This window comes from Paraburkholderia sp. BL23I1N1, assembly GCF_003610295.1.
In the GTDB taxonomy this organism is placed as follows: Bacteria; Pseudomonadota; Gammaproteobacteria; order Burkholderiales; family Burkholderiaceae; genus Paraburkholderia.
Genome location: NZ_RAPV01000001.1, coordinates 1,354,369 through 1,368,655, shown reverse-complemented (window position 1 = coordinate 1,368,655; position 14,287 = coordinate 1,354,369). Strand labels below are relative to the sequence as shown.

Here is a 14,287-nt window from a genome sequence, read left to right as displayed (position 1 = left end):
CATGCGTCCGACCCCGGTCCGCCTCCCCGACGAGCTCCTCGCCCCGGCCTGCCTTCCGCTCGGTGCGGGCAATCCCGACGCCGCACTGTTGAATCCCGCACTGCGCGCCGCCGTTCAAGCGGCCGTGCGGGCGCAGCTCAATCCGAATCCTCGCGCGTCGCGCCGACCGCCCAGACGCGGCGCCGGAGCCGCCTATCCGCAACTCGATTTCAGCGCGCCCCTAGTCGACATCAAAAAGCGCGCCGCCAACGACCTTGATGGGGAATAACTCATGTCACTCACCAGCTGGATCTTCCTTTCGTTTCTCGTGGTCGTGGCCGCTGCCTGGGCATCTGTACGCGTCGCGGCACAGTTCGACGCCCTGTTCGAATCGCATAGCGCTGCAGAAGCCGATCGCGTTGGTTCGGAAGCGCAATCGCGGCGCGCCGTCCCAGGGGGACAGTGACATGCGTTATTACCACGGTGGCGCCGGCCACCTCCAGAAGGATCAGATCCTTCTCCAACCTGCAATAACGACCGACGCCCACGCCGCTTTCGTTGATGCCGCGCTCGTCCGCTCGGACAGCGGCGCCGTCTATGAGGTCATTCCGACGCGCGGCAGCGCACGGATCGTTCGCATCGTGCAGGTGCTCACCAAGCAAGAGCGTGATGCGGCGACGCGCCAGCTCCCCAATGCACCTGCATCCTGATTTGCCGTGGTCCCTCGCCGACTATTCCCCGACGGCGAGTTTTGGGTGGGCGGCTTGTTCAGCGCCCCGCTTTTTAAGGATTCGAAATGCTATCCACAGAAAAATTTGATCAATGGGCCATCGTCGAACTCTTCGGCCATCAGCGCATCGCTGGCCGCGTGAGCGGACAGACGATCGGCGGCTGCGCGTTCGTGCGCGTCGACGTGCCGGCGCTCGAAGCGGCCGGCCATGAGCCTGCGACGCAAGCCTTCACGAAGCTCTACGGCAACGGCGCCATCTACGGCATCAGCTTCGTCGACGAGGCGGCCGCGCGCATGACAGCGCGTCAGCTGCGCGTGCAGCCGATCGATGAGTTTTCGCTACGCCGCGCGCTGCAGGATCTGCCCATAGATCGCCGGCAGCCATCGTTCCTTGAAAACGAGACGGAATAGCCGCTGCGCGCCGGTGCCCACGCCGTGGCAGATCCTTGCATCACTCGACGATCGAAGCATCGACTTGCGCGAAGCCCATCAACTCATGCGTGCGCACCTGCGCGCCGCCAGGCGTCGGCGAATGACGCGAACTGTGAAGGGATCACAACCATGAAATCGATCTTCATCTTCGACGACACGCGTTCCACGGACCTCAGAACGTCGGTCCTCGCTCTCGGCGAAGACGGCCAGATCGTCACCGGCGTCCGTTTTGACGATGCCTGCGCGCCTTACGCCGCATACGCGATGGGTGCCGCGCATTCGTTCAGCGGGCAAGAACATGCAGGCATCGCGGAGGCTGTCGACTACACGCGCACATGCGTACTGCGCCGCTACGACGAGGTCTACGGTGCTGGCAACTGGATGCCGATCTGGCTCGACAGTCCGCGTGCTGTCCCTGAATGGCGTCACGCGATGTCGATCGTGCGTCAACGTGCCACCGCTCCGATGCCTTCGCCCGCATTCGGCGATACCGCGCTCAAGGGAATCTTGCGCGATGTGATGAGCGGCAATGCCGCCCCGCACGGCGTCACAAAACACTAAAGAGGAGAAATGTCCGTGCAGACCACACAAGAGGCTTCCGTCGAGTTTATGCCGCTCTGTTCGATCCAGCCGTCGCCGACCAATCCGCGCAAGCGCTTCTCCGATGCCGATCAGGCCGAGATGGTAGCGAGCGTTAGCAAGCACGGTGTCCTGCAGCCGATGCTCGTGCGCCCGTGGCCCAATGAGCCCGGCCTGTTCGAGCTCGTCGCCGGCGAACGTCGTCACCGCGCCGCCACCGCTGCCGGCCTGAGCGACGTTCCGGTGCTCGTGCGGGATCTCTCGGACGACGAGGTGCTCCATATCCAGATCGTCGAGAACCTGCAGCGCAAGGATCTGCATCCGCTCGAAGAAGCCGACGGCTATAAGGTCCTGTCCGATCGCGGCCACACGCTCGAGCAAATTGCCGACGAGGTCAGCCAGACGAAGACGTATGTCGCGCAGCGCCTGAAGCTGTGCGTGCTCAACGCGTCCACGCGCAAGCTGTTCTTCGATGGCAAGCTGACGGTCGCGACCGCGTCGCTTATCGCTCGGATGCCTGCAGAGCTGCAGGAGAAGGCTGCCAAAGAGATCGTGGCGCCGTGGATCGACGGCGAACCGCGGTCGGCGAAGGCCGCATTTGCGCATATCGAGCGCACGTACATGCTGCGGCTCGACCAAGCCCCATTCAAGCCGTCGGATGCCGAGTTGGTGCCGGCGGCCGGCGCGTGCGGTCCGTGCCCGAAGCGCACCGGCAATCAGTCCGACCTCTTCGGAGACGTGAAGAGCAAAGATACCTGCACGGATCCGGCCTGCTACGAGACCAAGCGCGCCGCCGCGGCCGCGCAGAAACGCGCCGACGCCGAGGCTGCGGGCCGCAAGGTCATCAGCGGAAAGGAAGCGAAAAGCGTGCTCCCGACCCAGTACAGCGCAATGCAGGGCGGCTATGTGAAGCTCGATGATCGCTGCCATGACGACGCGAAATCGCGTACCTTCCGCCAGATCCTCGGCGCGAAAGGCGTCAAGACGGCCGCCCTGCTCGAGACACCGTACGACGGGCAGCTGGTCGACGTCATGCACAAGTCGGATCTGAAGAAAGCACTCGCCGACAAGGGCATCCAGGCGCGCAGCGCCGGCTCGTCTAATCCGTCCCAGTCGGCGGAGAACGCCAAGAAAAAAGCGGCCGATGCATACCGCGGCGAGCTATTCCGTCGGGTTCGCGAAAAGCACAGCGGGACAGGCCTTGACGATTTCGATCTGAAGATCGTCGCTGTCACCTTCTATCGGCGTCTCTGGAATGAGAACCAGCGCCGTCTCTCGAAGCTTTACGACTGGGGCTCGAAGGCGATAAGCGAAGCCGACTTTGCGAAAAAGGTCGACGAGTTCGAGAAGAACGATTCGGAAGCGCTCGGGCGCCTGGTGATGGATATCGCGCTAATCGGCGAATCGGTCGCCGAGAACTATTCGAGCGCCAAGCCCGAGCTGCTCGAAGCAACCGCGCGCGTGCGTGGCATCGACCCGGGCCTCGTGCGCAAACATGTCGAAGGCGACATGAAGCCGAAGCGGCCGACACCGATACCCGCGAAGAAGATGCCCGCCAACGCGCCCAAGCCGCCAGCAAAGGCAGCAGGCAAAAAGGCTGCGCCCGCCAAGAAGCCCCCCGCAGCAAAGAAGGCACAAGCGCCGAAGAAACCGATCGCCGCGAAGAAGTCGACGAAGAGGGCTTCGCCTGCCGATCTGTTCAATAGCGACGAGGCCAAAGTAGCATGGCCGTTCCCGACGGATTCAGGGCGGCGCCCGTGACCGATATCGTCGAGATTGCGCGCGCCGCCGGTATGACGGTGTTGCTGGACGGCCAGATCGGCCGCCAGCAATACCAGAGCGTCACGGGATCACTCGCCTCCCTCCACCGCTTCGCCGATGCTTACTGGACGCCCGAGGAATCCGACCTCGGGCGACTCGCGGAACGTCTGAAGAACCGCGCCGCCCTGCAGATCGATGACACCGACGCGCAGCTCATGCGCGATGCCGCGCGCGCGATCGCGCAACGGCATTACACGAATCTCGCGCAAGAAGCCGCCGCTGTTGCGGCGATCGTCGGTTAGCAATCATGCCCTGCACGCCTTTTCGCTCGCCCGGCGGCGTCTCAGGAATCGTCTGCACGCGCGGCCGCGAGCGAACGCCGCGCTGCTCGGTTCCCGGCTGCAAGGAGCCGAGCGGTTTCCAGTGCGATTACCAGGTGCGTGCTTCAAAAACATGTGATCGGCATCTGTGCGCGGTGCATGCGCATCAGGTCGGCGCCGACACCCACTTCTGCCCGACGCATCTGCCGGAGTCGAGCAGCGACAAGAGACAGAGCGACTTTTTCGAGAACGAATGATGAACACCAAAACCCAGATGAAGATGGCGAAGGCGTCGAAACAGGACGTCGACGCGGCCATAGAGCTTGCGAGCATCCTCGGCGATATCGACAAGGGCTATTACCCGTCGACGCCCAACGCAGAAGATCCAGACGAACCGACGTTCTTCGATGCCGACGATTCCGAGCACCTGCGTGCGTTCTATGACCGGGTGAAGGGTTGTCTCGACGCGGCGCCCGGCGGGATGTTCCGCGTGATCTGGGGCTTCAGCATGATCATGAGCAGTGACATGATCGACCCGGATCTCGACTATCTCGCGTTTCATCCGAGAATCGTCAAGGCGCTCGCACGGAAGCCGGCCGACCTGATGTCGCTAGCCTACCCGGCAGAGATGACGCCCGAGCTGCACCACGTGCTCGGCATGATGTGCTTTCAGCTCGCGCGCTATGCGCATCTGTTCCGGGCCGTCGGCGCCGATATCAAGACGCGCGCCGAAGACGAGCAGGCCTATTGCCTCCATTGGCTAATCAAGCACGTGCTCGCGCACGGCGCTGAGTGGGCCGACCACGCTGATGCCGACCTCGCCGCAGCTCGAGCAAAGCTTCCGGATGCCTCGAAATGAGCGGCCATGGCCCCATCCAGTCGCAGCACTCGAAGGTGATGAACGAAGTCGCCGAGCTGCTCGACCGCGCTTTCTCCGGCTACGGATTCACGCTGATGGTGTTCGACTTCGAAGTGATCACCGGCGGTTACATGAATTACATCAGCAACGCGAATCGCGCGGACATGGTTGTCGCGATGAAGGAGTTCATCGCGGCTGAAGAAGGCTGCGCCCATGAACCACCTGGAGCCGTGCAATGACCGACCATCCCCAACCGTCTGATGCGAAGCGACTGATCGAGCGCCATGCGAACGCGGCACGCGCACTTGAGCATATGTATACGGAGAAGAATGTCGAGCGGCTGAAAGCGATCGGCGAAGTGCTCGAAGCTGCTCTCGCTGCTACCAGTGCAGAGCGGGTGGCATGGGTCGACGAGAAAGCAGACGTGCTGGTGTTCGGCGGCTGGGACAAGCAGCCGTTCGCGAAATCGTACAGACCGGTGTTCTACGCCGCCCCTCTCACTCGCGAAGCCGCGACTGTGCCAAGCAAAGAGACCGTGATGCGCCTGTTCAACAAGCACGGCGGCCCGGTGCCCGACGAAGGCTGGTGCCTCAACGAAAGCGGCTTGAACGACTTCCTGCGCGATCTGTTCGCCGCTCCCCGCGCTCTTGCCACCAGTGCAGACCAGAGCGCGAGTAAAGGTGTGCCGGTGGCGCTGAGCGACGAGCACATTGAGGAAATTCGGACCAACATCAGCATGCTCGAAAGCAGAGCATGGCCCGGCGATCGCTACATCGCCGCACATTTGAATCTTTTGCTCACCACTCCCGCGCCAGTAGCGCCGACAGACGAGCAATCCAACGCTCCGATGGCCGCCCAAGGCCCGATAGCAAGGGAGGATGCAATCCGAATGGTCAAGGAATATGCGCGTTCTTTGAAGGATGAGCGCAACGATCAGACTGCGATGCGCTTCTGGCATATCGTCAACTTGCTTTGCAACGGCTATGCGTCGCAAGCCGCGCCAGTAGCGCCGACAGACGAGCGGGCGGCGATCCCCGAAGAAGTCAGGCATGCGCTGACGCATGCGATCGGTGGATGGCGCGGAGCGGCTTGTGGTACGCGTGATGATGAAGAAGGCGAGCAGCGTTCAGCGGATTACAGACGTCGCGCGCAGGTAATCGAGGATTGGCTCGCCACCTGCGCCGCATCCACGGCCGCCACGGTGACGCTGACAGCCGCGCAGGCCAGCGAACGCGATCATGCGTTGATCGAAGCAATCGAGATTGTGCGCCGCTGTACGAGTAGCCCAATCGATGTCGAAAGTCGTATCTGTGACCGCCTGGTTGTCGAAGGCGCAAGGATTATCGGTGCACTTGAAGCGGCACGTGTTTTCGGAGCGGCTGAAGGCACCGAACCTGTTCCGCGCGCCAGCGATGCGCTCGCACGCGAAGCCATTGGACTGCTTAGGCGTGTGCGACAAGTCCATACCGGTGAGTCGCGGCAACCCGCGGCCGTCGAGCGCGACGTTGAAGACTTTCTCGCGCTGAATGAAACCGCCCGGCCAGTCGCAGCCGATACCGGCGCGACGTTGCGTGCCGATGAGATCGATGAGTTTTCGCAAACGACCCAAGATTTCGAGGATAGCGGCGAGACGGCGACCGAGTACGAAACCCTGATGGATTGGGCGCAGCGCGGCTTACTCGAGTGCGATCACTTCAAAGTCACCACGGATGGCGAACGCGCACTCGCGGCGGCGATCGCGGCCGCGGCGGTTAAGACTGGGGAGGCAACGTGAAGACCATCCTCGACCCGTGCTGCGGCAGTCGAATGTTCTGGTTCGATCCCGTAAACCCGCACGCGGTGTTCGGCGACGTGCGTTCTGAATCGATCGTCGTCACCGACCGCTCTCACGTTCAGGATGGCACGCGCGCGCTGACCATTGAGCCCGACACATTGATGGACTTCCGTGCGCTGCCGCATCCGGATGGTTCGTTCAAGCTTGTCGTGTTCGATCCACCGCATCTAGTGCGTGCCGGGCCACGGAGCTGGCTTGCTGCGAAATACGGAAAGCTCGGGCCTGACTGGCGAGAGGACATTCGACGGGGATTCTCGGAGTGCTTTCGCGTGCTCGAAGACCACGGCGTGTTGATTTTCAAATGGAACGAGACGCAGATCAAGGTCGGTGAGATTCTGGCGCTCACGGACCGCACAGCGCTGTTCGGGCATAAGTCGGGCAAGCGCGCACGCACTGGATCTGCTTTATGAAAATCGACAGCACCGAAACCCAGGAGCGCTCGTGAACCGCGCCGTCACACATACGTTGGCCACGCTCGAGCTGACAGAGTGCACCTACCGTGAAATCGAACGCAAGCTCCGCGCCGCCGGCTACGGCCATCTGTTCGTGCAATGCGCTGATGGATCTGCCGCGATCGATATGACTGGCATCGCGATCGCCATCGCGCCGCACCCCGCGCGCCCTTACTGCACTTGCGGCGGCGGTGGCCATCCGTCCTATTGCGAGGTGCACGCGGCATGAGCAAGAACAGCAAAATCGAATGGACCGACCACACGTTCAATCCGTGGGAAGGCTGCCAGAAGGTCGGACCGGGCTGCGACCATTGCTATGCCGAGGCGCGCAATGCACGCTTCGGCGGCGGTGTCGCGGTCAACTGGGGTCCGGGCGCGCCGCGGCGTCGCACATCGCCGGCGAATTGGCGTAAGCCACTCGCGTGGAACGCGGTGCATCGAGAGTTCTTCGAAGCGCACGGCCGGCGCCAACGCGTCTTCTGCGCGTCGCTCGCCGATGTGTTCGACAACGCTGTCGATCCGGTATGGCGCCGCGATCTGTTCGACCTGATCGAGCTAACGCCGAACCTCAACTGGTTGCTTCTCACGAAGCGGATCGGCAACGTCTTCGATATGGTCGCGCGTGCGCGGGCGCACGACTGGCTCGCGGGGCGCGACAACGTGTGGCTGGGCGCGACGGTCGTGAACCAAGATGAAGCCGATCGCGACATCCCGAAGCTGCTCGACGTGCCTGCGCGTATCCGCTTTCTCAGTATCGAGCCCATGCTCGATACCGTCGACGTGCAAGCCGCAGTGAAACGAGTCTGCAGGCAATGTAAAGGGATGGGCATCGTGCAAATGAGCGATGACGGCGGATATTGGACCGACTGCGCGTGCGAGCGCGCGTCTGGCCTGCACTGGGTCATCTGCGGTGGCGAGAGCGGCCAGATAGCGCGACCGATGCATCCAGACTGGGCGCGCACGCTGCGCGATCAATGTAAGTCGGGAGGCGTTAGCTTTCTTTTCAAACAATGGGGAGAGTGGGCGCCGGCGCCGGAGGTAATTACCGCTAGCGGGCCGCTGTTCCATCGGTTCGACGACGGTACATGGATGCAGCGCATCGGCAAGAAAGCCGCCGGTCGCCAGCTTGACGGCCGCACGCACGACGAATTCCCGCGAGGCGCAGCATGACGGAAATTCCAATTGTCTTCGGCGACACAGTTAAGGGCTTAGCTGGGTATGACACCCGCGTCGGCCGCGCTCTGAACAACGCTCTTCGCCGTGTTGAGGACCTCTTCCAAGGCATTTTTTTTCAGACATGCCGGCTTTGAGGTAGTGCTCGATGCTGACGTGACGCGGGTGGCCGACTTTTTCTTTAAATTTCATCACAATCGACGCCTCGCTTTTGTTTTGGATCAACGTGACGACGATCAGCACGCCGCTTACGACTTCCTGAACATTCGGATCGGCCATGGTTGCCTCCGCATAAAAGGTGGAGGGATCGTAGCATGAAGGCACTCTCCGTCCGCCAGCCGTGGGCGTGGCTCATCGTGCGCCCTGACCTCGTCGGCGCGGCGCGCACTGCGGCGATCGCCGCCGGCGAGCTAAAGGACATCGAGAACCGTACCTGGCCGACGAGATTCCGCGGCCGCTTTCTCGTTCATGCCTCGAAAGGTATGACGCGCGCCGAATACGACGATGCGCAAGATCCGCTCTGGGCGTCCGGCGGCCCAACGGTCGAACTGCCTCCGTTCGAGCAGCTCGAGCGCGGCGGCATCATCGGCGTCGCGACAATCGATGCATGCATTCATCCCGTCGACCGCGTATCGAAATGGCATGCCGATGGCCAATACGGTTTTCACCTCGCCGACTCGAAGCCGGTGCCGTTCATCGCGTGCAAGGGCGCCCTGCAGTTCTTCGACGTGCCGGTCGACGTCGCGACGCAGTTGCGCCAGATGCATGACCTCGGAGCCATTGTATGAGCGAAATCAAAACCCTCGGCGATGCGCTGCCCGACGAGATCGCGCGCGTCACGACAATTCTCGGTCATTACGTCGAGATCGGTCCCGCCGGCGCGTTCGGTGCCATGTTGATCCGCGCCTCGCTTGATCGCGCCACGCGCGCCGCCGCTAGTGGCGACATCGTAGCGATGATCCAGGCACTCGAAGATCTGAAGGAATACACGGAATGAGCACGCGAACCATCCTCGAGATCAATCACGACCATCTTGGTCATCTGCAGAAGCACCCTGAAATCTTCGCCGAAATCCTGGCCGAGCTCGGCATGTCGATACACGGTGCCGCGCTGAACAAGGCAAACGAGCGTGGGCACGCACTCGATATCGGCCATGGAGTCCGGATCGTTTTGCAGCGCCATCACTCCACCGACGTGACTGTGCAAACCGACTATGCGGGAGTTAGGCTTTGACTACCGCATATCCCCTTTCATGGCCGGAATCGATGCCGCGCGCCGGCCGTCGCGAGAAAGGCGCATTCAAAACGACGCTCGCCGGCGCGCTGAAGAACGTGCAGGACTCACTGCGACTCTTCGGCAGAGACAGCGGCAAGCCCGTCACCGGCATCGTCCTGTCGTCCAATGTGCCCTTGGGTGCGGACCGCCCAGGGGATCCGGGCGTTGCTGTCTGGTTCATGTGGGAAGGCAAGCAATACTGCATCCCCGTCGACCGTTACGAGACGCCGGCGGCGAATCTGCAGGCGATTCATCACGTGCTCGAGGCGCGCCGTGTCGAGTTGAGGCACGGCACGCTTGCGCTCGTTCGCGCGACGTTCGCTGGCTTCCGGTCACTGCCGGCGCCGGCGGCCGCACGCAACTGGCGAGACATCATCGGCGTGGCGGCCGATGTCCGGAACATGCCAGACGTGCGCATAGCCTATCGCCGACGTGCATCAGAGGCTCACCCTGATAAGGGCGGCTCGCATGAGGCAATGACTGAATTGAACGCTGCACTTGCTGCAGCTGAGAAGGAACTCAACGGATGACCGAGGCAGCACAACGCGTGATCGACGTCACGCGCAGATATTGGTTTGGAGAGTGAATATGTCCGACTCAATGTTTCTTTCGAACGACGAGCTCGTGGAACTCACTGGCCGCCGGCACCGCGCGTGCCAGGCGGAAGTACTCCGTTCGCTCGCGGTCGATCACAAGATCCGTCCGGACGGCCGCGTCATCGTCCTTCGGCGCCACGTTGAACAGCAATTCGGAGTCTCCGCCGAGCATGGGCGAGCTGCGGTGACGGAACCAGACTGGAGCGCTGCGTAAATGCCGAAGCCCAGAAAAAAAGAAAACAAAGGGCTTCCGAGCCGGTGGCGACATTCGCACGGGGCGTATTACTTCCAGGTGCCTAAGGGGCTGGAACCGGCGTGGGACGGCAAGCAGCTGTTTCGCCTCGGCAAGACGCTGCCCGAGGCCTACAAGGTCTGGGCTGATCGGCTGGCGACCATCGATGACGCGAAGACCATTGCGGATCTGCTCGACCGCTATCTGCTGCAGGTCGTGCCGACGAAGAAGCCAACCACCCAGGCGGGTAACGCTGTCGCGATCAAGCGGCTCCGTGCGGTGCTCGGTGCGATGGCCCTCAATGATCTGAAGCCGCGGCACATTTACCAATACATCGATAAGCGAGCCGCCAAAATTGCGGCCCGGCGTGAAGTCGCGGTGCTCTCTCACGCATACACGAAGGCAGTCGAGTGGGGCTACCTCGACCGGCATCCGTTCAAGGGTGAGATCCGCCTCGACGGCGAGAAGCCACGCGATCGATACATCGAGGATTGGGAAATTATTGAGTGCCTGTCTCTCCCGTCGCGGCGGAAGAAAGGCAGCGTGCTCGCCGTCCAGGCCTACATCCGCATCAAGCTGCTGACCGGATTGCGCAAAGGCGATCTGCTGAGAATCAGGGAATCGAATCTGAAGGAGGACGGCATCCATGTGACGCCGGGCAAGACGGAAAACTCGACGGGCAAGCGCCTGATCATCGAGTGGTCGGAGGAGTTGCGCGAGGCAGTAGAGATGGCGAAAGCGGCGAGGCCGGTGCAGATCGCACCCTGGCTGTTTTGCACGTTCCGGGGCGATTGCTACTTCGACGAAGTGAGCGGCCGCGCCGCCGGCTGGCAGGGAATGTGGACGAACTTCCTGAACAAGGCGCTAGAGGTGACGAAGCTTACGGAACGGTTCAACGAGCACGATCTACGGGCGAAATGCGCCAGCGATGCGGCGACGCTCGAGCATGCGCGGGCCCTTCTCGCCCATGCTGACGGTCGAGTAACAGAGCGCATTTACCGCCGCAAACCGGAGCGGGTGAAACCACTTCGATAGCCGCGCAAAGGTACAGCAGCCGTTTAAAGGTACAGTTCGCGAAATGCGCATCGCGCGCCGCCAGAGCCAGAAAGGAAAAGCGGCAATTGCCGGAAAGACCAGATTGTTTGCCCTACAATGCGCAGCATCATGCACGCCAACCGTCTTCATCTTCTCCTGCCCTTCGCGCTGCCCGCCGCAGCGGATGCCTCCACCGCCCTGCACGACATCCAGAGTCCAGCCCTCGACCGGCTGATCGCCCGCGCGACGCTGGTCGAACGGGTGATAGGCGAAGATTTCCAGCGCACGCTGCCGCACGAGCGCTGGGTGGCGCGCCAGTTCGGCGCGCTGCCAGGCGGCGCGGCGGCCGCCGACGAGGCGCCGCTTGCCCCGTACATGCTGCGTGCCGATGGCGGCGAACCCGGCAGCGCCACGTGGGCCTGCGTGCAACCGGTCCACGTGCGGATCGCGCACGACCACCTCGTGCTGATCGATCCGGCCTCACTCGACCTGTCCGACGAGGAAGCCAGCGTGCTGCTGGCGGTCGCCCGGCCGTTGATCGAGGAACTCGGCGTGCGTATCGAAGCGCCGAAGCCCGCGCGCTGGTACCTGTCGGGCGACGGCTTCGGCACGCTGGCAGGGGCGTCGCCGTTGCGCGCGAGCGGCCGCAACATCGAAATCTGGCTGCCGCACGAGGCGCATTCCGGCGACCGTTCGCGCGCCTGGATGAAGCTGCAGAACGAAGTGCAGATGGCGTGGTTCGAGCATCCCGTCAATGAAGCGCGCGAGGCGCGTGGCCTGCCCACCGTCAACTCGATATGGTTTCACGCGCAGGGAGCGGCACAACCGGTCAGGAGCCCGTTCGCGCGGGTGTTGTCCGACGCGGCGGCCACGCGCGGGCTCGCCTTGAGCGCCGGTGTCGAGACGGGCGCAGCGCCGGCGTCGTTCGCGGCGCTGACGGCGCTGGCTGCAGTTAGCGCCGCGGGCGGTGCATCAGGCAACGCCGCGGGCCGCACGTCTGGCGGCGCATCCGTAAACGCATACGTTAATGCCAACGGCGTCACGCTGGTCGAACTCGATCCCTTCTCCGCACCCTACATCGAGCAGGACTGGGCGCGCTGGAACGACGCGTTCGCCGCGTTGCAAACCGACTGGTTCGAACCGGCGCTGGCAGCACTGCAATCCGGCCAATTAAGCGAACTCGCCCTGACGCTATGCGGCGACACCGGCTCGGTGACGCTCACGGTCACGCGCGGCGACCTGCGCAAATTCTGGCGGCGGCGTGTGTTCGCCTCGCTATTCATCGAATGATCCACGGCCTTTCCGAATGACTCGAATCGTTACGCGCGCTGCTTCACCTGTCGACGCCGAAATCCTCACCCGCCACGGCCTGCATCCGGTACTCGCGCGCCTGTATGCCGCGCGCGGCGTGTGCATGCCCGATGAAATCGAAACCGGCCTCGCGCGGCTCGTGCCGCCTGCCGCGCTCAAGGGCTGCGAAGACGCGGCGGCGCTGCTCGCCGATGCGATTCAGGGCAAACGCCGCATGCTGGTGGTCGCCGACTACGACTGCGACGGCGCCACCGCCTGCGCGGTCGCGGTGCGCGGGCTGCGCATGTTCGGCGGCCAGATCGAGTATCTGGTGCCGAACCGCTTTGAGTACGGTTACGGCCTGACGCCCGAGATCGTCGCGCTGGCCGCCCGCAGTGCATCGGGCAAGCCGGAACTATTGATTACGGTGGATAACGGCATCGCCAGCGTGGACGGCGTGGAAGCGGCCAATGCGCTCGGCATCGACGTGCTGGTGACCGATCACCACCTTCCCGGCGACGAACTGCCGGCCGCACGCGCGATCGTCAATCCCAACCAGCCGGGCTGCACGTTCCCGAGCAAGTGCATCGCGGGCGTCGGCGTGATGTTTTATGTGCTGCTGGCATTGCGCGCGGAATTGCGCCGCCGCGGCGCCTTCAACGATCAATTCCCCGAGCCGCGTCTGGACGGTCTGCTCGACCTGGTCGCGCTCGGCACGGTCGCCGACGTGGTCAAGCTCGACGGCAATAACCGCGTGCTGGTCGCGCAAGGTCTGCAGCGGATTCGCAAAGGCAAGATGCAACCGGGCATCGCCGCCCTCTTTCGCGCCGCCGCGCGCGACGCCCGCAGCGCGTCGGGTTTCGACCTCGGTTTCGCGCTCGGCCCGCGCCTGAATGCGGCCGGCCGCCTGTCGGACATGTCGCTCGGAATCGAGTGCCTGACCACCGACGACATCGGCCGCGCCTGGGATCTCGCGCAGCAACTCGACACCATGAACCGCGAGCGACGCGAAATCGAAGCCGGCATGCAGCAGCAGGCGCTCGACGACCTCTCGGCGATCGATCCCGAGGGCGCGACCACCATCACCCTGTTCAATCCGGGCTGGCACCAGGGCGTGATCGGCATCGTCGCCGGACGGTTGAAAGAGAAATTCCACCGGCCGTCGTTCACGTTCGCGCTCGCCGACGACAGCGGCCAGCTCGTCAAAGGCTCGGGCCGTTCGATCTCGGGCTTCCATCTGCGTGACGCGCTCGATCTGATTTCGAAGCGCGAGCCGGGTCTGATCGTCAAATTCGGCGGCCACGCGATGGCCGCGGGCCTGACGATCGCCGCCGCCGACGTGCCGCGCTTTACGGCCGCGTTCGAGGCGGTGGGCCGCGAATGGCTCTCCGAAGAGGCGCTGTCGCGCACGGTCGAAACCGACGGTGAACTCGAAGACGCCTATTTCACGCCGCAATTCGTCGAAATGCTTGACGCCGCCGTATGGGGCCAGGGCTTCCCGGCGCCGGTGTTTTCCGGCGAATTCGACATTGCGTCGCAAGCGTTGGTGAAGGACAAACATCTGAAGCTGCAACTCGTGCGCGGTCGCCAGCGTTTCAATGCGATCTGGTTCAATCACACCGACACGCTGCCGGCGCGCACCACCGTCGCCTATCGGCTCGCCAGCGACACGTGGAATGGCGTGTCGCGGGTGCAATTGATCGTCGAGCACGCGGCGAGCTGAAGCGGCTGCCGGGTTGC

Annotated in this window: 22 protein-coding genes; 21 read left to right on the top strand and 1 reads right to left on the bottom strand. The window is 63.3% G+C overall.

Features of this window, described 5'->3' with window-relative positions; translation table 11 throughout:
* Position 1: 1 nt before the first annotated feature.
* The 13 genes from B0G76_RS06410 to B0G76_RS06350 all read left to right on the top strand — a co-directional run bounded on the left by B0G76_RS06410 (position 2) and on the right by B0G76_RS06350 (position 8,116).
* Entirely contained in the window at positions 2–268 is a 267-nt protein-coding gene (locus B0G76_RS06410; protein ID WP_120291003.1) for a hypothetical protein, read from the top strand.
* 3 nt (positions 269–271) lie between these two features.
* Positions 272–445, top strand: a complete 174-nt coding sequence (locus B0G76_RS42770) for a hypothetical protein (protein WP_183082006.1) — start codon at positions 272–274, stop codon at positions 443–445.
* Position 446: 1 nt separating this feature from the next.
* Positions 447–689 carry a hypothetical protein gene (locus B0G76_RS06405; protein ID WP_120291001.1) on the top strand — a complete coding sequence of 81 codons (243 nt, stop codon included), beginning with the start codon at positions 447–449 and terminating at the stop codon, positions 687–689.
* 86 nt (positions 690–775) lie between these two features.
* Complete coding sequence (locus B0G76_RS06400; protein WP_120290999.1) at positions 776–1,120, top strand: hypothetical protein; 345 nt, start codon at positions 776–778, stop codon at positions 1,118–1,120.
* Positions 1,121–1,270: 150 nt separating this feature from the next.
* On the top strand, positions 1,271–1,702 hold the full coding sequence (locus tag B0G76_RS06395; protein ID WP_120290997.1) for a hypothetical protein: 432 nt from the start codon (positions 1,271–1,273) through the stop codon (positions 1,700–1,702).
* A gap of 15 nt (positions 1,703–1,717) precedes the next feature.
* Positions 1,718–3,481, top strand: a complete 1,764-nt coding sequence (locus tag B0G76_RS06390; protein WP_183082005.1) for a ParB/RepB/Spo0J family partition protein — start codon at positions 1,718–1,720, stop codon at positions 3,479–3,481.
* A complete protein-coding gene (locus B0G76_RS06385; protein WP_183082004.1) occupies positions 3,478–3,783 on the top strand; it encodes a hypothetical protein in 306 nt (101 codons plus the stop codon). Before B0G76_RS06390 ends, B0G76_RS06385 begins: the two co-directional genes overlap by 4 nt.
* Before the next feature lie 271 nt (positions 3,784–4,054).
* Positions 4,055–4,660, top strand: a complete 606-nt coding sequence (locus tag B0G76_RS06375) for a hypothetical protein (RefSeq protein ID WP_147394012.1) — start codon at positions 4,055–4,057, stop codon at positions 4,658–4,660.
* Positions 4,657–4,899, top strand: a complete 243-nt coding sequence (locus B0G76_RS06370) for a hypothetical protein (RefSeq protein WP_120290989.1) — start codon at positions 4,657–4,659, stop codon at positions 4,897–4,899. Before B0G76_RS06375 ends, B0G76_RS06370 begins: the two co-directional genes overlap by 4 nt.
* A 329-nt stretch (positions 4,900–5,228) precedes the next feature.
* Positions 5,229–6,434: a hypothetical protein gene (locus B0G76_RS06365; RefSeq protein WP_147394011.1), complete on the top strand. Its 1,206-nt coding sequence runs from the start codon at positions 5,229–5,231 to the stop codon at positions 6,432–6,434.
* Complete coding sequence (locus B0G76_RS06360; protein WP_409076699.1) at positions 6,431–6,904, top strand: SAM-dependent methyltransferase; 474 nt, start codon at positions 6,431–6,433, stop codon at positions 6,902–6,904. The genes B0G76_RS06365 and B0G76_RS06360 overlap by 4 nt, the downstream gene beginning before the upstream one ends.
* A gap of 31 nt (positions 6,905–6,935) precedes the next feature.
* Positions 6,936–7,175 (top strand): hypothetical protein, encoded by a 240-nt coding sequence (locus B0G76_RS06355; RefSeq protein WP_120290985.1) that lies wholly within the window; start codon positions 6,936–6,938, stop codon positions 7,173–7,175.
* Positions 7,172–8,116, top strand: a complete 945-nt coding sequence (locus tag B0G76_RS06350; protein WP_120290983.1) for a phage Gp37/Gp68 family protein — start codon at positions 7,172–7,174, stop codon at positions 8,114–8,116. Before B0G76_RS06355 ends, B0G76_RS06350 begins: the two co-directional genes overlap by 4 nt.
* 30 nt (positions 8,117–8,146) lie before the next feature.
* On the opposite strand, the gene B0G76_RS42430 is transcribed toward B0G76_RS06350, so the two are convergent.
* A complete protein-coding gene (locus tag B0G76_RS42430) occupies positions 8,147–8,398 on the bottom strand; it encodes a hypothetical protein (RefSeq protein ID WP_147394010.1) in 252 nt (83 codons plus the stop codon).
* Positions 8,399–8,433: 35 nt separating this feature from the next.
* Between B0G76_RS42430 and B0G76_RS06345 the strand changes: the two genes are divergently transcribed.
* The 8 genes from B0G76_RS06345 to recJ all read left to right on the top strand — a co-directional run bounded on the left by B0G76_RS06345 (position 8,434) and on the right by recJ (position 14,270).
* Entirely contained in the window at positions 8,434–8,907 is a 474-nt protein-coding gene (locus B0G76_RS06345; RefSeq protein ID WP_120290981.1) for an ASCH domain-containing protein, read from the top strand.
* Positions 8,904–9,116 (top strand): hypothetical protein, encoded by a 213-nt coding sequence (locus B0G76_RS06340; RefSeq protein WP_120290979.1) that lies wholly within the window; start codon positions 8,904–8,906, stop codon positions 9,114–9,116. Before B0G76_RS06345 ends, B0G76_RS06340 begins: the two co-directional genes overlap by 4 nt.
* The gene (locus B0G76_RS06335) at positions 9,113–9,352 is read left to right on the top strand and encodes a hypothetical protein (protein WP_120290977.1); all 240 of its coding nucleotides are present in this window, start codon (positions 9,113–9,115) and stop codon (positions 9,350–9,352) included. Before B0G76_RS06340 ends, B0G76_RS06335 begins: the two co-directional genes overlap by 4 nt.
* A complete protein-coding gene (locus tag B0G76_RS06330) occupies positions 9,349–9,924 on the top strand; it encodes a hypothetical protein (protein WP_220700739.1) in 576 nt (191 codons plus the stop codon). The genes B0G76_RS06335 and B0G76_RS06330 overlap by 4 nt, the downstream gene beginning before the upstream one ends.
* Before the next feature lie 58 nt (positions 9,925–9,982).
* Positions 9,983–10,204: a DUF4224 domain-containing protein gene (locus B0G76_RS06325; RefSeq protein WP_183082003.1), complete on the top strand. Its 222-nt coding sequence runs from the start codon at positions 9,983–9,985 to the stop codon at positions 10,202–10,204.
* Positions 10,205–11,257: a tyrosine-type recombinase/integrase gene (locus B0G76_RS06320; protein ID WP_120290971.1), complete on the top strand. Its 1,053-nt coding sequence runs from the start codon at positions 10,205–10,207 to the stop codon at positions 11,255–11,257. It begins immediately after the preceding gene.
* A gap of 117 nt (positions 11,258–11,374) precedes the next feature.
* Positions 11,375–12,547: a regulator gene (locus B0G76_RS06315; RefSeq protein ID WP_120290969.1), complete on the top strand. Its 1,173-nt coding sequence runs from the start codon at positions 11,375–11,377 to the stop codon at positions 12,545–12,547.
* Between the two features lie 16 nt (positions 12,548–12,563).
* Positions 12,564–14,270 (top strand): single-stranded-DNA-specific exonuclease RecJ, encoded by a 1,707-nt coding sequence (gene recJ / locus B0G76_RS06310; protein WP_120290967.1) that lies wholly within the window; start codon positions 12,564–12,566, stop codon positions 14,268–14,270.
* Positions 14,271–14,287 lie beyond the last annotated feature (17 nt).